This window comes from Serratia ureilytica (assembly GCF_013375155.1).
Lineage (GTDB): Bacteria > Pseudomonadota > Gammaproteobacteria > Enterobacterales > Enterobacteriaceae > Serratia > Serratia ureilytica.
Genome location: NZ_JABXOF010000003.1, coordinates 65,565 through 84,508 on the forward strand (window position 1 = coordinate 65,565; position 18,944 = coordinate 84,508).

Below are 18,944 nucleotides of genomic sequence, written 5' to 3' on the forward strand. Positions count from 1 at the left end.
CTCAGGCTTGGCGCAGGAATGCCACCAGCCGCTGCGCCGGCAGCGGCAGCTGCGCCAGGTCACGCATAGCGATCGACAGGCGCCGGGTCGCCCACTCGTCTGTCAACGTCAGTGCGCTGTGCCGAATTTGCGGATGGCGTTGGGCGCTCTCTTCCGGCACCACCGCCAGCCCGGCACCGCGCAGCACCATGCGGCAGATGGCGTCGAAATGAGCCGCGCGCGCCCGCAGCCGCATCGGGCCGCCGCTGCGTATCGCCAGCTGTTCCAGATGCTGTTGCAGCGCACTCTCTTCCGGCAGGCCGATGAAATCAAAAGGCAGGGCGTCCGCAAAGCTGAGCGTGCGGCGGCCGCTGAGCGCATGCCCCGGCGGCAACGCCAGCACCAGACGATCCTGGCGAAAAGGGTAGCTTGCCAGCCCACGCAGATCGGCGTGATCCGCCGCGATGCCGATATCCGCTGCCTGTTCAGCGATCGCCTGCGCGATGGCTGGGCTGGGCAGCTCCTCCAGTACAATATCGGTATGCGGGTGCAGCACCAGAAAATCCGCCAACAGCTCCGGCAGAAAAGCGTCGGCGGCGACGGTATTGGCGACGATGCGCAGCCGGCTGCGCTGGCCCGGCGCGAACTCGGCCAGGTCGCCGCGCAACCGCTCACGCTGCTGCAATAGCACTCGCGCGTGATGCAACAGGCGCTCACCGGCGGGCGTCGCCTGGACGCCGCGCGGATTGCGCGTCAGCAGCGCTACGCCGGCCTGTTGCTCCAGCCCGCGCATGCGAGCGCTGGCGGCGGCCAGCGATAGCCCGACGCGCTCGGCGCCGGCGGTGATGCTGCCGGTCTCGAGCACTGCCGCCAACAGTCGCAGATCGATAAAGTCAAAATGCATGCGTTTTCCCTCTGTCTTTGCCGCAGGCAGGCTCTGCCATTGCCGCATTGTGCCGCGCCATACCGCCGGCCACAATCGAGCCGTTGATTCGCCATAAGGATAGACGCATGTCGCTGACGCTACTCGAGATTATCGCCCTGACGGGCATTTTTACACTGGCCGGCACGGTCAAAGGAGCGATCGGTCTGGGGCTGCCGACCGTGTCGATGGGGCTGCTCAGCCTGATGATGCCGCCGGGTCAGGCCGCCGCGTTGCTGTTGCTGCCTTCGCTGATCACCAACCTGTGGCAGTTGCTGCGCGGGGCGCGGCTGGGGGCGCTGTGCCGCCGGCTCTGGCCGATGATGCTGTGCGTCACGCTTGGCACGGTGTTGAGCGCGGGGGCGCTCACTGCCGGCGACGGCCGCCTGGCGCCGCTGGCGCTGGGCGTGTGTCTGATCGGTTATGCGCTGCTGGGTTTTACCCGTTTCGACTGGCGCGTTTCCGCTGCGGCGGAACCCTGGTTGGGGCCGCTGTGCGGCCTGGTGACCGGTGCGCTGACCGGCGCCACCGGAGTGTTCGTCATTCCGGCGGTGCCTTACCTGAATGCGTTGGGCCTGGCGCGCGACGATCTGGTGCAGGCGCTGGGGCTGTCGTTCACCGTCTCGACGCTGGCGCTGGCCGCCGGTTTAGCCTGGCATCAGGCGCTGCCCGCCACGCTGCTCGGCGGTTCGCTGTTGGCTCTGTTGCCGGCGTTGGGCGGCATGTGGCTGGGGGAGAGGGTGCGTCGTCATTGTCGCCCGCAGCTGTTCCGCCGCCTCTTCTTTATTGGGTTATTAATCTTGGGCGTTGAGATTATTTGGCGATTCAATTAATTGAATCGATAGCATGCGCGTGTAATTAGGTTCGATATATTATTCTGGGGTTTATTTTAATATGATGAGTTGCAATGTTTAGAACACACTTTTCTTATTGGTTTTTTTCATGGAATACAGGGTGGTTATGGATTGTTATTAGTGTGTTTTACATTTGCCACTGCAGCTGTTTTTAATGACTGTAAAACCAGTAAACCCATAGGAGAGTATTTATGAATGAAATTTTAAGTAGCCAATTCGATGCGGTGTCAGGTGGATGGTAGGATCGAGATAGGAGTGGAAAAAGAGCGTCTGATAACGGAGATGGGGTATATGATGAATAGATATGTTGTTTTTATAAAGAGTGATGAATCAAAAGTGCTAAAAAAGGAAGTGGTTACGCGAGAAATAATTAACGTCATGAAGCAGAAGGGGTTCAGAAAGCATCATATCGAAGTAGAGGCTGAGAACGAAAGCGATGCCATTAAAAAATTAAATAAGAACAGCAATGATTATTTGGATTCATTGAGGGATTTTTCAGGTGATTTATTGTTCTGTTCTATTTTTGTTATTGTTATGACGATCGTCTATTTTGCTACGATGAAAATGAGTTAGAAGTAGATGCTGTAGGATTTAAAAAATAAAAAGGCTTGTCGAACTGGATCTCTCGGATTTTCTCTGGATATGATACTGCTATTGGGTGAAGCATACGTTCATAAAAATTTATTGGCGCCAGGAATCACTCAGAAGATTTAAAGGTGTTTATTTTAATAGTTTCATATCCTCTCACCAAAATTAACTGACCTTCAGCTTATTTTATTGTCAATACAGTAGTCTGTGAATTTGAATGTTAGCTATCACTAAGGGACGCTGCTCATGTTTCGCCAGGAAGCGATCGAGAATCAGAAAATGAAGTGGCGTGGCAGGGCGCTCCTGCTACCCGGTATTCCCGTTTGGGGCACGACAGGGCTCTGCCTGTTTTTCTTCATCGCCTTTATCACCTTCGCGATCGCCGGTACCTATACCCGGCGGGTCAACGTGACCGGTGAGATCAGCACTTATCCGCGCGCCGCCAACGTTTATTCCGCCGTCCAGGGGATAGTGGTCAAGCAATTCGTCACCGAAGGGCAGGTGATTGCCGCTGGTGCCCCCATTTACCAGATCGACGTCAGCAAGAGTACCCGTAGCGGTGTGATCAGCGACAATCAGCGCCGGGATATCGATGGCCAGCTGGCACGCATTGCGCAAATCATCAACCGACTGGAAAGCAGCAAGCAGGCCACGCTTATCATGCTGGAACAACAGAAGGCGCAATACACCGCCGCATTCACCCGTTCCACCGATATCCTCAAACGCGCCCAGGAAGGGATTCGCATCATGAAGGAAAACATGGAGAACTACCGGCACTATCAGACCAAGGGGCTGATCAATAAGGATCAGCTCACCAACCAGGTGGCGCTGTATTACCAGCAGCAGAACAACCTGCTGGGCCTGTCCGGCCAGAACGAACAGAATGCGCTGCAGATCACCGCGCTGGAAAGCCAGATCCATATCCAGGCTGCCGAATTCGACAACCAGATTTACCAGATGGAGCTGCAGCGCTACGAGCTGCAAAAGGAGCGGCAAAACATAGATGCCACTGGCGATATTATCGTTCGCGCGCTGGCCGGCGGCCGTATCGATTCGCTGAGCGTCACGGTTGGCCAAATGGTCAACGTCGGCGACAGTCTGCTGCAGATTATCCCGCAAAACATCGATCGCTATGCCCTGGTACTGTGGGTGCCCAACGACGCTATCCCCTACATCGTCGCCGGCGATAAGGTCAATGTGCGCTATGACGCTTTTCCGGCGGAGAAATTTGGCCAGTTTGCCGGTACGGTGGCCGTCATCTCCAAAGCCCCGGCCTCGCCGCAGGAAATGCTGACCTATCAGGGAGCGCCCAAAGCGGCGCTGACCGCCGCCGTGCCGTACTACAAGGTGATCGTCATGCCGGAGAAACAGGCCATTGCCTACGACGGTAAACGTCTGAGCCTGGAAAACGGCATGAAAGCGCAAAGCACCCTGTTTCTGGAAAAAAGGAAGATTTATCAATGGATGCTGTCGCCGTTCTACGACATGAAACACAGCGCGACGGGGCCAGTCAATGAGTAGGACCTCATTCAAACAACGGGTCAGCCAACTGGATCTGCGGTTGCGCCACCGGGTTTCGATGGTGCACCAGACCGAGTCGTCGGAATGCGGGCTGGCCTGTCTGGCGATGATCTGCGGTTATTACGGCAAAAATATCGACATGATCGCGCTGCGCCGGCAGTTCAACCTGTCAACCCGCGGTGCAACGCTGGTTGGACTGACCGGTATCGCCGAGCAATTGGGGTTGAGTACCCGTCCCCTGTCGCTGGATCTGGACGAACTCGGCGCGCTAAAACTGCCCTGCATTTTGCACTGGGAATTCAACCATTTTGTGGTGCTGGTCAGCGTCAAAGGCCACCGCGCAGTGCTGCATGATCCGGCGCGCGGGCGCCGGGCCGTCAGCCTGACGGAACTGTCGCACAGTTTCACCGGCGTAGCGCTTGAGGCCTGGCCTGGCAGCGAATTCACCGCCGACAGCGTCCGCCATCGCATTCATCTTCGCACGCTGATCGGCAGCGTGCATGGCCTCAAGGGGGCGCTCGGCAAAATTTTTTGCCTGTCTCTGGTATTCGAAACCATCAACCTGGTGATGCCCATCGGCACGCAGCTGGTGATGGATCATGCTATTCCTGCCGGAGATCGCGGGTTACTGTCGCTCATCTGCGCCGGATTGATGCTGTTTATCTTGTTGCGGGCCGCCATCGGCATGGTGCGGGCATGGTCAGGATTGGTCATGGCGACGCTTATCAACGTTCAGTGGCAGTCCGGGTTGTTCACCCATCTGCTGCGCCTGCCGCTCGGTTACTTTGAACGTCGTAAGCTGGGGGACATTCAGTCACGCTTCGGTTCACTGGATACGCTGCGCAGCACTTTCACCACCAGCATCGTCGGCGCCATCATGGACGGCATCATGGTGATCGGTGTGCTGGTGATGATGGCGCTGTATGGCGGCTGGCTGACCTGGGTAGTGCTCACTTTCACTGCGCTTTATGTGTTGATGCGACTGCTGACCTACGGCTATTACCGTCAGCTGTCCGAGGAGGCGCTGGTGAGAGAGGCTCGGGCCGGCTCGTATTTTATGGAAACGCTGTACGGTATCGCTACCGTCAAAATGCAGGGCATGGCAGAACGCCGCATCGCTCACTGGCTAAACCTTGAAATCGACACCATCAACACGGGGATCCGCGTCACCCGAATGGACATGCTGTTTGGCGGGATCAACACCTTCATAGCGGCGTGTGACCAGATCGTCATTCTGTGGTTGGGAACCAGCCTGGTGATCGATAACCAGATGACCCTCGGCATGTTCGTGGCGTTCGGCGCCTTTCGGGGGCAGTTCTCCGACCGCATCGGGTCGCTGACGGAATTTTTGCTGCAGCTGCGCATGATGAGCCTGCATAACGAGCGCATTGCCGATATCGCCCTGCATCCGCGGGAGGAGCGTAAACCCGATCACCCTTACACGGCGGGCCTGCAACCTTTGGGATTGACGACCCATGCCCTGAGCTATCGTTACGACAGCCAGTCACCGGCTATCTTTGATGGCCTGGACATCAGCGTTGCGCCGGGCGAAAGCGTGGCCATCGTGGGCCCGTCCGGCGCCGGCAAAACCACGTTGATGAAGGTGTTGTGCGGACTGTTTACCCCGGCTGCAGGGCGGGTTGAGGTGAACGGCGTTGATATTCGGCAGCTCGGCATCAACAACTACCACAAAATGATTGCCTGCGTGATGCAGGACGACAAACTGTTCTCCGGCTCAATCCGGGAAAATATTTGCGGGTTCGCGGACAAGATGGATGATGCCTGGATGGAAGCCTGTGCCCGTGCCAGCTATCTGCATGAGGTGATCATGCGCATGCCGATGGGGTATGAAACCCCGATCGGCGAGTTGGGGGAAGGGTTGTCCGGCGGGCAAAAACAACGGCTATTCATAGCCCGGGCAATCTACAAGAAACCGGCTATTTTGTTCCTGGATGAGGCCACCAGTGCACTGGATAAGGAGAGCGAAGCTGCCGTGAATCAGGCAATTAAGAGACTCAATATCACTAAGCTGATCATTGCCCACCGTGAAACGACCATTGCGTCGGCAGATCGGGTTATCCATCTTGGATAAGGGGGGATATCACCTGCGCCACAAGCCATTTACATTGCTTTAAGTGGCGATGGGGCAAGGCTATTTTTGCTGCTCGCTTCCGCTTTCAATTTACGGCGCGGCGCATTGCGCGATATTCTGGTTTTCTGATGGGCTAACGGCGGATGAGGGAACCATGACAGACAGCCAGGCATTTGAACAACAAAGCCTCGATAATCTGCTGAGCTATTGGCGGCGCCACCGCCGCCTGCCGGGCGCGCGTTATCCGGCCGGCCCGACCGACACCCTGTGCGACGTGCCGGGCGTCAGCGTCGGGCATCACACGCTGGCCGACGGCGAATGTCAGACCGGCGTCACCGCCATCGTACCGCCGGGTGATCTGTTCAACCAGCCGCTGCCGTGCGGCAGCGCGGTGCTCAACGGCTTCGCCAAGCCGCTGGGGCTGGTGCAGCTGAACGAACTGGGGGTGCTGCAAACGCCGATCCTGCTGAGCAACACCTTCGCGGTCGGCACGCTGTTCAACGCCATGGTGCGGCGCAGCTGCCGGCGCTATCCGCAGATCGGCCGCGGCAGCGCCACCATCAACCCGCTGGTGCTGGAGTGCAACGACGGCTACCTCAACGATATTCAGGCGATGGCGGTGCGTGAGGAGCACGTCTTCAGCGCGCTGGATAACCATTCCACCCGCTTTGCGCGCGGTAGCGTCGGTGCCGGGCGCGGCATGAGCAGTTTCGGCTTGAAAGGGGGCATCGGCACCGCCTCGCGCTATTGCCCGGGGCTCGGCACCACGCTCGGCGTGCTGGTGCTGGCCAATTTCGGCACTCTCGACTCGCTGACGCTGAGCGGCGTGCGCGTCGGCCAGGCGCTGGGCAAGCTGTTGGCGGATCCGCCGCCGCAGGTGGACGCCGGTTCGGTCATCATCATCATCGCCTGCGATCGGGCGCTGGACAGCCGCCAACTTAACCGCATCGCCCGCAGAGCAGGCGCGGGCCTGGGGCGGGTGGGCAGCCATTGGGGGCACGGCTCCGGCGACATTGCGCTGGCGTTCTCCACCCGATTGTTGGGGGCCACGCTGCCGGATGAACGGCTGGAGCCGCTGTTTGCGGCGGCCGCGGACGCCACCGAATACGCGGTGCTGGATGCATTGCTGAGCGCCGAGGGCGTCAGCGGTTTCCAGCAGCACGATCGTATGGCACTGGGCCCGCTGCTCGATCGGCTGGCGGCAAATTAAATAACGGGAGTGTGATGTGAAAGTCTTTATCTCTGCGGATATTGAGGGTATTGCCGGCGTGATGCGGCCGGAGCAGTGCAACCCGGCCCACGCCGACTATGCGGCGGCGCGCGAGCTGATGGAGCAGGAGGTCAACGCCGCCATCGACGGCGCTTTTGCCGGCGGCGCCACCGAGGTGACGGTGGCCGACAGCCACGCCATGATGCAAAACCTGCGCGCCGATCGCATCGATGCGCGGGTGCGCCTGGTGCAGGGCAAGCCGCGTGGGTTGTCGATGGTGGAAGGGCTGCAGCATCAACGTTACGACGGCCTGATGTTTATCGGTTATCATAGCGCCGCCGGCGAACGCGGCGTGCTGGCGCATACCATCAACGGCCGGGCCTTTTATCGCGTTAGCCTGAACGGCGAGGCGGTAGGCGAAAGCGATCTGTATGCGGCGATGGCGGCGGAGTTGAACGTGCCGCTGTGGTTGGTGAGCGGTGACGACGAGCTGCAACGTTGGATTGCTGAACGTTATCCGCAATCTGGCTATGTTTGCGTAAAACGCGCCATCTCGCAAACCGCCGCCGAATCGCTCAGCCCACAGCGGGCGCGGGCGGAGATCCGCGAACGGGCGATGCAACAGGTGCGCCAGGGCGCCAGACTGCCGGTAGAGCGCCGCTTCATGCCGCCTTACCGGCTGACGCTGATGGCGGCCAAACCGGTGCTGGCGGATCTGTTCAGCCTGGTGCCCGGCGTGGAACGCCAGGACGCGCTCACCGTGGCCTTCGACAGCGACAACATGGCGGCGCAAATCAACCTGCTCAGCGTCTTCTCCTATCTGGCGACGACGCAGAGTTGACTCCGGTGCGGGGGCCTGCCCGCACCGCACGATTCTCCAATAGAAAAACCCTCTTCAACATTAAGTCTACTGAATAATAGGCTACGCTAATTATTGCTCTGTTGCGCTATATCACCTGACGAACGCGACAAGCCATTCCCATAACAAGATTTGTTTCGCCGAAGGCAGTGACGCCTTCGGCTTTTTTGGAGTCATGAGCAATGAGCATATCCCAAGTTCCGCTTTCGCGGCGGCGGTTTATCGTCGGCGCCGGGGCGTTGGTGATCGGCGCCTATCTGCCGTCCACCGGCGCGCTGGCGCGCTCGAACGCCCCGGCCGCCGCCGGCGCGACGGCGTTTGACGCCAACGCCTTCGTCCAGATCGGCGCCGACGGCATCGTCACCGTCATCAGTAAACACACCGAAGTGGGCCAGGGGGTCTATACCGGCATGGCGACGCTGGTCGCCGAAGAGCTCGGCGCCGACTGGGCTCAGGTGCGGGTCGTGGCCGCGCCGGTGGATACCAATATCTACAAAAACCTGGCCTTCGGCTTCCAGGGCACCGGCGGTTCCAGCTCGGTCGCCAATGCCTATGAACAGATGCGGCGCATGGGCGCCATGGCGCGCGCGCTGCTGGTGCAGGCCGCCGCGCAGAGTTGGAAAACCTCCGCGCAGGAAATCACCGTGCAGGCGGGTAAGATCCGCCATGCCGCCAGCGGGCGCGAAGCGGGTTTCGGCGAGTTCGCCGAGTTGGCCGCCACGCTGCCGCCGCCCGATCCCGCCAGCCTGGCGCTGAAGGATCCGGCCAATTTCACCCTGATCGGCAAAACGCGCGGTCTGCACCGCGTCGATTCACTGGCGAAAACCAACGGCAGCGCGCAATTCTCGCAGGATATCCACGAGCCGGGCATGTTGACCGTCACCATCAAGAAACCGCCGCGCTTCGGCGGCAAGGTGGCGACGTTTGACGCCGAACGTGCGTTGGCGGTGCCGGGCGTGGTGGCGGTGAAGCAAATCGCCACCGGCGTAGCGGTTTACGCCAACAATACCTGGGCGGCGATCCAGGGGCGGGATCGGCTTAGGGTCACCTGGGACGATGCGCAGGCAGAGCGACGCAACACCGAGGAAATCTACGCCGAGTTCCGCCAGGTGGCGCAGAAAACCGGCGTGGTGGCGAAGAGTCTCGGCAAGCCGGACGAGGTGTTCGACAAGGCCGACAAGGTGATCGAGGCCGAATACACCTTCCCCTACGTCGCGCACGCGCCGATGGAGCCGCTGGACGGCTATCTGTTCTGGGACGGCGAGAGCGTCAAGGCGCGCTACGGCTGCCAAATTCAGACGCTCGACCATAAGCAGCTGTGCGATCTGTTCGAGTTGCCGCCGGACAAGGTACAGATTGAAACCATTCTGGCGGGCGGCAGCTTCGGCCGTCGCATCGATTTAGGCAACCCGACGCTGGGGCCGGATCTGGCGGCCGACATGGCGGCGGCGGCCAAGGGCATCGGCCCCGGCCACGGCGTGAAAGTGGTGTGGACGCGCGAGGACGACATCCGCAACGGCTGGTATCGCCCAATGATCCTGCATCGCCTGCGCGGCGCCATTCGCGGCGGCAAGGTGGTGGGCTGGACCGATACCGTAGTCGGCCACTCCTGGACGCGCCACAGCGCGATGGATGCGCTGGTGGTCAACGGCCTCGATCAGATGATGGTCGAGGGCGCCAGCGAGGTGCCTTATACCTTCGAAGCTTTCCGCTGCGATGCACATATCGTGCCCGGCAAGGTGCCGACCACCTCGCTGCGGTCGGTCGCCAGCACCCACACCGGCCACGCGGTGGAGAGCTTTATCGATCAACTGCTGCAGGAAAGCGGGCAGGATCCGGTGGAAGGGCGGCTGGCGCTGATGGGCGACGCGCCGCGCGCGGCGGGCGTGCTGCGGGCGGTGGCCAAAGCCGCTGATTGGCAGGGCGCCAAGGTGGTGGACGGACGCGCGCGCGGCGTGGGCGTCGCCAAGGCGTTCGACACCTATGTGGCGCAGGTGGCCGAGGTATCGATCGGCGAAGGCGGCATCCCGAAAGTGCACAAGGTGTGGTGCGCGGTGGACTGCGGCGTGGCGGTGAACCCCGACGTGATCCGCGCGCAGATCGAAGGCGGCATCGGCTACGGCCTGAACCTGGCGCTGTACGGCAATATCACGCTGAAAGACGGCGTGGTCGAACAGTCCAACTTCAATAATTTCCGCCCGCTGCGCATCAATGAGATGCCGGAGGTTGAGGTGATCATCGTGCCCTCGACCGAGAAACCGACCGGCGTAGGCGAACTGGGGGTGCCGACCATCGCTCCGGCGGTCGGCAACGCGCTGGCGCTGCTCGGGCGGCCGCGCGCCTCGCTGAGCCTGCCGCTGCATAATCCCACTGCGAATCCGGCGTCTGACAAGGAGAGAACCTGATGATTCATTTAACCGTAAACGAGCAGCCGCTGACCTTTGAGGGCGATCCGCACATGCCGCTGCTGTGGTTTCTGCGTGACGAAGCCGGCCTGACCGGCACCAAGTTCGGCTGCGGCATCGCCATGTGCGGCGCTTGCACCGTGCATCTGGACGGCGTGCCGGTGCGTTCGTGCATGACGCCGGTCTCCGCCGCCGCCGGCAAGAAAATCACCACCATCGAAGCCGTGGGCGCCACGCCGGAAGGCAAGGCGGTGCAGGAAGCTTGGCTCAACCTGGACGTGGTGCAGTGCGGTTACTGCCAGTCCGGCCAGATCATGAGCGCCAGCGCGCTGCTGGCCCAGAGCAAAAACCCGAGCGATGCGGACATTGACGCGGCGATGGGCGGCAACGTCTGCCGCTGCGCCACCTATGTGCGCATTCGCGCCGCCATCCACCAGGCCGCCAAGGCGTTGGGTTAGGGAGAGATGCGATGAGCAACGCCTTGAAAGGGCTGTTATGGCTGATTATCGCCGTGGTGGTGTTGGCGGGAGGATACGCGCTGTACACGCTGCTGCGGCCTGCCGGCGCGGAGCCTGCGGCGCCGATCGCCGGGGCGCCGGCCGGCATGACCGATAAACTGGCGCGCGGCGAATACCTGGCGCGCGCCGCCGATTGTGTGGCGTGCCATACCGCGCCGGGCGGCGCGCCTTATGCGGGCGGCTTCGCCTTTAAACTGCCGTTCGGCACCATTTACGGCACCAACATCACCGCCGACAAGGAGACCGGCATCGGCAACTGGAGCGACGATCAGTTCGTGCGCGCGGTGCGTGAGGGCATCTGCCCGCAGGGTAACCTGTATCCGGCGATGCCGTACACCTCGTACACCGGGCTGAGCCGCGACGACGTGCTGGCGATCAAGGATTATCTGTTCAGCCTGCCGCCGGTGAAACAGGCCAACCCGCAAAACGATCTGTCGTTCCCGTTCAATCAGCGTTGGGGCATGAAATTCTGGAACCTGGCGTTCTTCCAGGAGCAGCGCTTCGCGCCGGATCTCAACAAGGATGAACAGTGGAATCGCGGCGCCTATCTGGCGACGGCGCTCGGCCACTGCGGCGAGTGCCATACGCCGCGCAATCTGGGGTTCGGCCTTAACCAGAGCAAGCACCTGAGCGGTGAAGTGGTGCAGGGCTGGTTCGCCGCCAACATCACGCCGGACAAACAGACCGGCATCGGCGGCTGGAGCGACCAGCAGCTGTCGCAATATCTGGCCACCGGTCATGCGCCGGGGCGCAGCAGCGCCGCCGGCCCAATGGCGGAAGCGGTGGAAAACAGCCTGCAGTTCCTGACGCCGGAAGATAATCTGGCGCTGGTGAAATACCTGCGCGATATCGAACCGATCGCCGGCGACGGCGCCGCAACGGTGAACTTGCAGCCGAAGGGCGCGGGGGCTTCCACACCGATCCTGCCGGGCGGGCAAGACAGCTCGCTCGGGCGCCGGGTGTTCGCCAACGACTGCAGCGGCTGCCACCAGTGGAACGGGCCGGGCCGCCAGAGTGAGTATGCGTCGCTGGTCGGCAGCACGGCGGTGAACGATCCGCAGGGGCGCAGCGTGGTGCAGGCCATCCTGAAGGGGACAAGCATCAGCGTCGGCGAGCGGCATGAGATGATGCCGGCGTTCGGCAGCGCGTATTCCGACGAGGAAGTGGCGGCGGTCGCCAACTTTGTGGTCGGCCATTTCGGCGACAAGCAGGGCAAGGTCACCGCCAAACAGGTGGCGGAGCAGCGCAAGCAGTAAAGAAAGCGGCGAGGGAGATTCTCCCTCGCCGCGGCGTCAGCGGCTGCGCCGCGACATCACCCGTTTGTCTTTCGGTCTATCCTGCCAGTCCTCAACCTGATTATTGAAGTTGTCCGCCAGCAGGTAGGCCGGGGTTTTCGCCAGCCAGTCGGACAACGAAATATCCTGATAAATGCCGTTGTCCATCACGATCAGTACCTTCAAATCCTCATCGCCGATGTTCTCGATGTAATGGCCGAAGCCCTGCGGCACGTAACCGACGTCCGAAGGGGCGTACTCTTCCGTCTGCGCGTGGCCGTGCGAACTGAACACCGTCATGCGGCCTTTGCCGGCAATATAGTATTGCCATTCGTTGGCATTGGGGTGCCAGTGCAATTCCCGGATTGCGCCGGGTTTCACGATCTCGATGATGCCGGTCATGGTGGTGGAAATGGGAAATTCTTTCGACGACACCAAATGAACGCTGCCGGCGTCATTTTCAAAGAACGGCTTTTGCTTCATTAATTCATAGCGATGGGTCAGCGGGGCGTTATTTAATCCGCCGTCGCTTTTCGGCAATGGCAATGTGGGCGGAACGGCGCCGCCGACAATATAAGCCTCGCCCTGTTTGGCCTTGGAAAATACCGCCGCCGGCATGTCGACGCTTTTTTCCAATACTTCTTTCGGCATATGCGCCACCCAATCGGTAATGCTGAAGGTGCCGAATTCGGAGAAGTGGCCGTTATCAAACGCCAGAATAAAATGCGCGCCGTCCGCCAGCGCCTGAATGGAATGGCCATAGCCTTTCGGGAAATACCAGACGTCGCCGGGGCCGAAGTCCGCCACCTCACATTTGCCTTCGGGATCGAGGATGGTGATGCGCGCATGGCCTTCCAGCATAAACGCCCATTCGGCGGCGATGGCGTGCCAGTGCAGTTCGCGCACGCCGCCCGGCTCCAGCGTCATGTCGACGCCCGCCACGCCTTCGGAGATCGGGAATTGCTCGACGGTGGCTTCGCGCGCCCAACCGTTGGGCAGGCTGCGCTTTTTGCTGTCGGTGAATTTGTATTTATAGAGATGCTGCGCATCGGCAGGCGGCTGATAGCTGCTGGGGGGCACGATATTGCGATGGTCGTCGGCAGCGGCATTTTTGGCGATGCCGCCGATCATGCCGGCGGCGGCCGCGCTGACGGCGGAGACTTTCAATATATCACGACGTGATAGCATAGCGTTTTCTCCAATATAAAACCGTGCGCCTGCAGCAGCAGGCGACAGGGAAGGCGCGATCGCCATTGAAATGATTTTTTGTCATCGGCGGGAATAGGCTGTGACCCTTAAATCCTAGCGGCTGGAATGTATTGCGTAGGCGCTTATTTGTTTGCGTTTGTTACTAAGTGAGAGCGGGTTTAATTAATTAACCGGAAGTTGAATAGTCATGGATTGGAATTAATTTTCACCGCTCACAGGCTTAAATAAATAATAAACGAACGTCATTTTTTATTGGCCGTTCGGGCTTTTTATGACTGCCCCACGGTCTCCAGCACCAGCTGACGAAAGCGCTCGACGATCGGCGAGGCCGGGCTGCGGCGCAGCGCCAGGTAAAGCGGGGCGCTGAGCTGCGCTTCTGCGGCGAGAGTGCGGTAGACGATGCCGTCGCCGCCCAGCCGCCGCATGGAACCGGGCACGATTGACACCCCTAATCCGGCGCCGACCAGGCTGAGGGTGGCCGGCAGGCGCGGCGCTTCCTGCACGATGCGCGGGCTGAAGCCGGCGCGGTGGCAGGCGGCCAGGATAGCGTCGTACAGCCCCTGGCCGGCCGGGCGGCGATAGAGAATAAACGCCTCGTGGGCCAGTTCGGCCAACGGCAGCGGTTGCTGCGTTTCTTGCGCCAGCCGGTGGCCCAGCGGCAGGGCGACGATCATCGGCTCGCTGAGCACTGGCTCGACGCTCAGGCCGGGAATGCCGTTGGCCGGCGAGCGCACGAAGGCGGCGTCGAGGCGCTGTTCCAGCAACGCCTCCATCAGTTCGCCGCTGCCGGCTTCTTCCAGTTGAGTGGTGATGCCCGGCAGGATGTCGCGGTAGCGGCGCAGCAGGTTGGGCACGAACGGGTGCAGCGCGGCGGAACTGGTGAAACCGATAGCGATGTGGCCCTGCTCGCCGCGGGCGGCGCGCTGCACCGCTTCGCGCAGGCGTTCGGCGCGCGCCAGCAGGGCGCGGGCTTCTTCGAACAGCACGCCGCCCGCTTCGGTGACGCGCACGCCGCGCGGCAATCGCTGTAACAACTTCACGCCCAATTCGTCTTCCAACCCCTGCAACAGGCGGGTCAGCGGCGGCTGCTGGATAAACAGCCGCTCGGCGGCGCGGGTGATGTTGCCTTCTTCCACCACGGTGACGAACGCCCGCAGGCGACGCAGTTCAATCATTGCCATACCTCAAAGGTATCTTTCTTTGTTCCGGAATGCATTAGACATCATGGCACGGCGGCGCGCATGATACCAGACATCAAAACAAGCGATGTGGAACGGCAATGTCATGTCAGATATCAATACGTTAAAACCGCACCCGGCGGCAGCGCCGGGCAACGCGGCGCTGTTTTTGGGCTTTCTGTGGCTGGGGCTGATCGGCTTCGGCGGCGTACTGCCGATGGCGCGCAGCATGTTGGTGGAACGCCGGCGCTGGCTGAACGCGGAACAGTTCACCGAGCTGCTCGGCCTGTGCCAGTTTTTGCCCGGCGGCAATGTGATCAACCTGTCGGTGGCGGTGGGGATGGAATTTCGCGGGCTGCGCGGCGCGCTGTGCGCCTTGCTGGGCCTCATCAGCGCGCCGACGGCGATCGTGGTGGGGCTGGGCGTGGTGTACGCCCGCTTCCAAAACGATCCCCATGTGCAGCATGTGTTCGCCGGGCTGGCCGCCGCGGCCGCCGGGCTGCTGCTCTCGACCGGGATCAAGATGCTGCTGCCGCTGCGCGGCAAATGGCCGGCGCTGGCGATCGTCGCGCTGGCGCTGATCGCCATTGCCTGGCTGCGCCTGCCGCTGTTGCCGACCATGCTGGTGCTGGCGCCGCTGAGCATTCTGCTGATGTGGCGGTGGCCGTCATGAGCGGGGTGTTGATGGCGTTGGCGCTGATCTTCACCGAGCTCTCTTTATTGGCGTTCGGCGGTGGCATGACCATTCTGCCGGAGATGCAGCGGCAGGTGGTAGAGGTGCATCAGTGGATGAGCGCCCAGGAGTTCAGCGCGCTGTTCGCCATGGCGCAGGCCGCGCCGGGGCCGAACATGATGATCGTGCCGCTGGTCGGTTGGCACGTGGCCGGCTGGGCGGGGCTGCTGGTTTCTTCGATCGCCAAGTTCGGGCCGTCTTCCATCGTTACGCTATTGGTGATGGGCGCCTGGCGGCGCTTTAAGGATCGTCCGTGGCGCCGCATCGTGCAGGCCGGGCTGGTGCCGCTGACCGTGGGGCTGGTGGTGGCCAGCGGCCTTTTGATCGCCGAGGCTTCCGCGCCCCATTGGCGGCTGGCGGCGATCGTGGCGCTGGCGACGGGATTGAGCATGAGCAAGCGCCTCAATCCGCTGTGGGTGCTGGCGGGCGGCGCGCTGCTCGGCCTGCTGTTTGCCTGAAGGATTAGCGCGGGATCAGCACAAAGCGTGAAGGGCCGTTGCGGTCGATCAGCTCATAGCGCTTCGGCGCGGTCAGGGCCAGAAACGCCACCATGCTCCCTTCAGCGTCGGTCAGCGTCATGCCGTCCGGCGTCGGCCGCCAGGCGACTGGCAGCGCGTGCAGCGCCAGCGGCTGCAGGCACTCGGCGGAGGCGCTGAAGCGGAAAGCGTTGGTGTTGGCTACCGTTTCGTCGCTCAGCTGCACCTCGCAGACGGCTTTACCGTCGCCGATGGCGGCGAGCTGCCAGTCGCCCTTCAGCGCGGCGGGTTCCAGCAACGGCAGTGAACTGCCCAGGGCACTGCTGCACAATACGCTCATAACGACTCCTGTCAGGCTGGCGCGACGCAAGGCGCGCATAAGGAAATGGGTTGGCATCGGGTCACTCCTTTCGGCTGTCCGTTCACACCTTAGCACGTTCCCGGCGGGATGATGAGGCAAGGATTAGGTTTTTTAATCCTCGATTATTCTGATCTAACCGTCGCTAAAAGGCGCGAAAAGACGAGTGATTAACCTGTTATTGCGCTTATTTTTCTCATTAATATAGTGAGAATACAAATTGTTATGGTTATCTCCTTCTTAACGCCCGGCGCGGTGAAGCCAGGCTGGGCGGGCTCGCGTCGCCGGAGTGAGTCACTATACTGGTCAATCCTAAGCCTCGGCTTAGATAAGAACGACTGATGAATAGTCTTACAAATCGAGTGGATTCCTAGTGTGTAAAAGGAGAATGCAATGAGCAGTCGCCACAACGACATTTTGCAAGATGATGATGAGTTCACCAGCCTGGCCGCCACATCCCCCAACGATCATAACTATCAGTTTTACTATCACCAGCCCGGCAGCCTCTATGACGGATTGGGCTACGGCGCGCTGTTCACGCTGGACAACGCTAACCTGTACAGTAACCAGCGCGGCGGGGCGGCGATTAATAATTTGGGTAAAATCCGTGATAACTTCAGCTTCGATCGCGCCGCCGATCAGTTGACGCGGCCGGGCCTGACGCACAACGGCGACCAGGTGTATCACCAGCCGGTCGCGCTGACCTATTCCTTCCTGACGCAAAGCGCGCTGAACCGCATCGGCCAGACCGGTGACGGCGACAAGGGGCTGCAGCCGTTGATCCAGGCGGCGCAGGCTCAGGCGCTGAAATCGATGCAGGCGTGGGCCGACGTGGCGAACGTAACCTTCACCGAGGCGGCGTCCACCGATATCAACCACCGCGCGGATATCACCTTCGCTTACTTCACCCAGCGCGCCGACGGCAGCACCGCAGCCGGCAGCGGCCCGAATGCCATCAATGCTTACGCCTATTACCCGCCGAGTTCCAAATCGGGCAGCGATAACGCCTTTGCGGGCACGGTGTGGTTCAACAAAAATTTCGCCACCCATAAGGCGCCGGTTAGCGGCGACTTCAGCAGCCAGACCTTCACCCACGAACTGGGGCATGCCCTGGGGCTGGCGCATCCGGGATCTTATGACGCATCGTTAGGCAACCCGAGTTACCAGAACGACGCGGCTTATTATCAGGATTCGCTGCAATACTCGATCATGAGCTATTTCAACGCCGGTTACACCGGCGCCGACACCAAAGGGGTGTATGGCTATGGGCCGATGGTGGATGACATCGCCGCGATCCAGAAGCTGTACGGCGCCAACATGAACACCCGCACCGGCGACACGGTGTACGGCTTCAACTCCAACAGCGGCCGTGATTTCCTGACCGCCACGGCGGACAACGGCAAACCGGTCAACTTCGCGGTGTGGGACGCCGGCGGCAACGACACGCTGGACTTCTCCGGCTACAGCCAGCAGCAGATGATCAACCTGAACGACGGCGCGTTCTCCAGCGTCGGCGGCGGCACGCAGAACGTCGCCATCGCGCGCGGGGCGATCATCGAGAACGCCATCGGCGGCAGCGGGCGCGATCTGCTCATCGGCAACGATCAGGACAACCTGCTGGCGGGCAACGCCGGTTCCGACATCCTGTACGGCGGGCGGGGGGCGGACCATCTGTGGGGCGGCAAAGACGCCAACAACTTCACCGACTATTTCGTCTATCTCAACGCCAAAGAGTCGACGGTGGCGGCGTTCGACGTGATTGAAGACTTCGAGCACGGCATCGACAAGATCGATCTCTCCGGCCTGCGCTTCAACAATAGCCTGAGCGAGCTGCGCTTTATCGACAGCGGCAGCGCCTTCAGCGGCCAGAAAGGCGAGATCCAGCTCAACTTCGACGCCTTCAACGGCACCACCGATCTGTTGATGAACACCCAGAGCAACAGCTATGCCGCCGACTTCAAGATCCACGTGGTCGGGCAGGTGGAGCAGAGCGATATTTTGTTTGCCTGAGGTGAGGAAGGGAAAGAGAAAAGGGCCGACCGGCCCTTTTTTTACGACTGGGCCGCCGCGGCGCTTTCCGCCACGAAAGAGCCGGTTTTCACCGCGCCGGCGCGGCGGTAGTGAGCCACAATGACGCCGCCGGGCGAGACCACCGAGTGGGTCAGCGTGAAGGCCGCCGGCGCCGCGTTGTCATCGAACAGCCGCTTGCCGCCGCCGAGCAGCACCGGGTAGGTGAGCAAGCGCAGTTCATCCACCAGATCGTTGGCCAGCAGCTGTTGCATCAGCGTGCTGCTGCCCTGCACCAGCAGCACCGGCCCCTGGGTGCGCTTCAGCTCGCGCAGCCGGGCGAGGATGTCTTGCCCCAGCCACTGGCTGTTCTCCCACGTCAGCGTCTCGCCGTGGTGGGTGGCGACGTACTTGGCCGCCTGATTGAACGTGCGGGCGATATCGGCGGAAAACGGGTCGGCCTCGTCGGTGATATGCGGCCAGTAGCCGGCGAAGATATCGTAGGTGCGCCGCCCGAGCAGCAGATCGAAAGGCGCAGAGAAAAGTTCGCCCATCGTTTCCGCGACGGCGTCATCCCAATAGGGGGCGGTCCAGCCGCCGAAGCGAAAGCCGCCGCTGCGGTCTTCGTCCTGCCCGCCGGGCGCCTGCATAACGCCGTCGAGGCTGACGAACGCGCTGGCAATAATCTGTCGCATGGCTGTCTCCTGCAATTGAGTGCCAGCTGAAAGTTTAGCCGCCGCGCGCCGGCTGCGCCAACCGGC

Annotated in this window: 17 protein-coding genes; 12 read left to right on the top strand and 5 right to left on the bottom strand. The window is 61.3% G+C overall.

Annotated features, from left to right (window positions below):
• Position 1: 1 nt before the first annotated feature.
• Entirely contained in the window at positions 2-883 is an 882-nt protein-coding gene (locus HWW83_RS06880) for a LysR family transcriptional regulator (protein ID WP_142075479.1), read from the bottom strand.
• A gap of 107 nt (positions 884-990) precedes the next feature.
• Here HWW83_RS06880 and HWW83_RS06885 point away from each other — a divergent pair, with 107 nt between their 5' ends.
• From HWW83_RS06885 to HWW83_RS06925, 9 genes are all read left to right on the top strand, one after another.
• The gene (locus HWW83_RS06885; protein ID WP_033642997.1) at positions 991-1,734 is read left to right on the top strand and encodes a sulfite exporter TauE/SafE family protein; all 744 of its coding nucleotides are present in this window, start codon (positions 991-993) and stop codon (positions 1,732-1,734) included.
• Positions 1,735-2,049: 315 nt separating this feature from the next.
• Positions 2,050-2,328 (top strand): hypothetical protein, encoded by a 279-nt coding sequence (locus HWW83_RS06890; RefSeq protein WP_122016637.1) that lies wholly within the window; start codon positions 2,050-2,052, stop codon positions 2,326-2,328.
• A 261-nt stretch (positions 2,329-2,589) separates the two neighbouring features.
• Positions 2,590-3,864 (top strand): HlyD family secretion protein, encoded by a 1,275-nt coding sequence (locus tag HWW83_RS06895; RefSeq protein ID WP_089194717.1) that lies wholly within the window; start codon positions 2,590-2,592, stop codon positions 3,862-3,864.
• Positions 3,857-5,956 carry a peptidase domain-containing ABC transporter gene (locus HWW83_RS06900; RefSeq protein WP_047026162.1) on the top strand — a complete coding sequence of 700 codons (2,100 nt, stop codon included), beginning with the start codon at positions 3,857-3,859 and terminating at the stop codon, positions 5,954-5,956. The genes HWW83_RS06895 and HWW83_RS06900 overlap by 8 nt, the downstream gene beginning before the upstream one ends.
• Positions 5,957-6,110: 154 nt before the next feature.
• Entirely contained in the window at positions 6,111-7,166 is a 1,056-nt protein-coding gene (locus tag HWW83_RS06905; RefSeq protein ID WP_122022443.1) for a P1 family peptidase, read from the top strand.
• 16 nt (positions 7,167-7,182) lie between these two features.
• Complete coding sequence (locus HWW83_RS06910) at positions 7,183-8,007, top strand: M55 family metallopeptidase (RefSeq protein WP_176589148.1); 825 nt, start codon at positions 7,183-7,185, stop codon at positions 8,005-8,007.
• Between the two features lie 200 nt (positions 8,008-8,207).
• A complete protein-coding gene (locus HWW83_RS06915) occupies positions 8,208-10,430 on the top strand; it encodes a xanthine dehydrogenase family protein molybdopterin-binding subunit (RefSeq protein ID WP_176589149.1) in 2,223 nt (740 codons plus the stop codon).
• On the top strand, positions 10,430-10,888 hold the full coding sequence (locus HWW83_RS06920; protein WP_033650458.1) for a (2Fe-2S)-binding protein: 459 nt from the start codon (positions 10,430-10,432) through the stop codon (positions 10,886-10,888). Before HWW83_RS06915 ends, HWW83_RS06920 begins: the two co-directional genes overlap by 1 nt.
• An 11-nt stretch (positions 10,889-10,899) precedes the next feature.
• Positions 10,900-12,204 carry a cytochrome c gene (locus HWW83_RS06925; RefSeq protein WP_176589150.1) on the top strand — a complete coding sequence of 435 codons (1,305 nt, stop codon included), beginning with the start codon at positions 10,900-10,902 and terminating at the stop codon, positions 12,202-12,204.
• Positions 12,205-12,240: 36 nt separating this feature from the next.
• Here the strand turns inward: HWW83_RS06925 and HWW83_RS06930 are convergent, their stop codons facing one another.
• Positions 12,241-13,410 carry a cupin domain-containing protein gene (locus tag HWW83_RS06930; protein ID WP_042784444.1) on the bottom strand — a complete coding sequence of 390 codons (1,170 nt, stop codon included), beginning with the start codon at positions 13,408-13,410 and terminating at the stop codon, positions 12,241-12,243.
• A 290-nt stretch (positions 13,411-13,700) separates the two neighbouring features.
• Positions 13,701-14,612, bottom strand: coding sequence for a LysR family transcriptional regulator (locus tag HWW83_RS06935; protein WP_033643004.1), 912 nt, complete (start codon positions 14,610-14,612; stop codon positions 13,701-13,703).
• 103 nt (positions 14,613-14,715) lie between these two features.
• On the opposite strand from HWW83_RS06935, the gene HWW83_RS06940 reads away from it, so the two are divergent.
• Together HWW83_RS06940 and HWW83_RS06945 are read left to right on the top strand one after the other, a co-directional pair.
• Positions 14,716-15,282 carry a chromate transporter gene (locus HWW83_RS06940; protein ID WP_042785697.1) on the top strand — a complete coding sequence of 189 codons (567 nt, stop codon included), beginning with the start codon at positions 14,716-14,718 and terminating at the stop codon, positions 15,280-15,282.
• Positions 15,279-15,800 (top strand): chromate transporter, encoded by a 522-nt coding sequence (locus tag HWW83_RS06945; protein WP_176589151.1) that lies wholly within the window; start codon positions 15,279-15,281, stop codon positions 15,798-15,800. The genes HWW83_RS06940 and HWW83_RS06945 overlap by 4 nt, the downstream gene beginning before the upstream one ends.
• Positions 15,801-15,804: 4 nt before the next feature.
• Here the strand turns inward: HWW83_RS06945 and HWW83_RS06950 are convergent, their stop codons facing one another.
• Positions 15,805-16,158, bottom strand: a complete 354-nt coding sequence (locus tag HWW83_RS06950; RefSeq protein WP_033650455.1) for a protease inhibitor Inh/omp19 family protein — start codon at positions 16,156-16,158, stop codon at positions 15,805-15,807.
• A 411-nt stretch (positions 16,159-16,569) separates the two neighbouring features.
• On the opposite strand from HWW83_RS06950, the gene HWW83_RS06955 reads away from it, so the two are divergent.
• Positions 16,570-18,186 (top strand): serralysin family metalloprotease, encoded by a 1,617-nt coding sequence (locus tag HWW83_RS06955; protein ID WP_176589152.1) that lies wholly within the window; start codon positions 16,570-16,572, stop codon positions 18,184-18,186.
• Positions 18,187-18,227: 41 nt separating this feature from the next.
• Here the strand turns inward: HWW83_RS06955 and HWW83_RS06960 are convergent, their stop codons facing one another.
• The gene (locus HWW83_RS06960; RefSeq protein ID WP_042784450.1) at positions 18,228-18,878 is read right to left on the bottom strand and encodes a dihydrofolate reductase family protein; all 651 of its coding nucleotides are present in this window, start codon (positions 18,876-18,878) and stop codon (positions 18,228-18,230) included.
• Positions 18,879-18,944 lie beyond the last annotated feature (66 nt).

What these genes read in the sequence shown, in the direction of transcription:
- HWW83_RS06925 (WP_176589150.1), top strand. Translation starts at nt 10,900, where the DNA reads ATGAGCAACGCCTTGAAAGGGCTGTTATGGCTGATTATCGCCGTGGTG.
- HWW83_RS06905 (WP_122022443.1), top strand. Translation starts at nt 6,111, where the DNA reads ATGACAGACAGCCAGGCATTTGAACAACAAAGCCTCGATAATCTGCTG.
- HWW83_RS06900 (WP_047026162.1), top strand. Translation starts at nt 3,857, where the DNA reads ATGAGTAGGACCTCATTCAAACAACGGGTCAGCCAACTGGATCTGCGG.
- HWW83_RS06945 (WP_176589151.1), top strand. Translation starts at nt 15,279, where the DNA reads ATGAGCGGGGTGTTGATGGCGTTGGCGCTGATCTTCACCGAGCTCTCT.
- HWW83_RS06940 (WP_042785697.1), top strand. Translation starts at nt 14,716, where the DNA reads ATGTCAGATATCAATACGTTAAAACCGCACCCGGCGGCAGCGCCGGGC.
- HWW83_RS06960 (WP_042784450.1), bottom strand. Translation starts at nt 18,878, where the DNA reads ATGCGACAGATTATTGCCAGCGCGTTCGTCAGCCTCGACGGCGTTATG.
- HWW83_RS06895 (WP_089194717.1), top strand. Translation starts at nt 2,590, where the DNA reads ATGTTTCGCCAGGAAGCGATCGAGAATCAGAAAATGAAGTGGCGTGGC.
- HWW83_RS06885 (WP_033642997.1), top strand. Translation starts at nt 991, where the DNA reads ATGTCGCTGACGCTACTCGAGATTATCGCCCTGACGGGCATTTTTACA.
- HWW83_RS06935 (WP_033643004.1), bottom strand. Translation starts at nt 14,612, where the DNA reads ATGGCAATGATTGAACTGCGTCGCCTGCGGGCGTTCGTCACCGTGGTG.
- HWW83_RS06950 (WP_033650455.1), bottom strand. Translation starts at nt 16,158, where the DNA reads ATGAGCGTATTGTGCAGCAGTGCCCTGGGCAGTTCACTGCCGTTGCTG.
- HWW83_RS06930 (WP_042784444.1), bottom strand. Translation starts at nt 13,410, where the DNA reads ATGCTATCACGTCGTGATATATTGAAAGTCTCCGCCGTCAGCGCGGCC.
- HWW83_RS06890 (WP_122016637.1), top strand. Translation starts at nt 2,050, where the DNA reads ATGAATAGATATGTTGTTTTTATAAAGAGTGATGAATCAAAAGTGCTA.
- HWW83_RS06920 (WP_033650458.1), top strand. Translation starts at nt 10,430, where the DNA reads ATGATTCATTTAACCGTAAACGAGCAGCCGCTGACCTTTGAGGGCGAT.
- HWW83_RS06880 (WP_142075479.1), bottom strand. Translation starts at nt 883, where the DNA reads ATGCATTTTGACTTTATCGATCTGCGACTGTTGGCGGCAGTGCTCGAG.
- HWW83_RS06915 (WP_176589149.1), top strand. Translation starts at nt 8,208, where the DNA reads ATGAGCATATCCCAAGTTCCGCTTTCGCGGCGGCGGTTTATCGTCGGC.
- HWW83_RS06955 (WP_176589152.1), top strand. Translation starts at nt 16,570, where the DNA reads ATGAGCAGTCGCCACAACGACATTTTGCAAGATGATGATGAGTTCACC.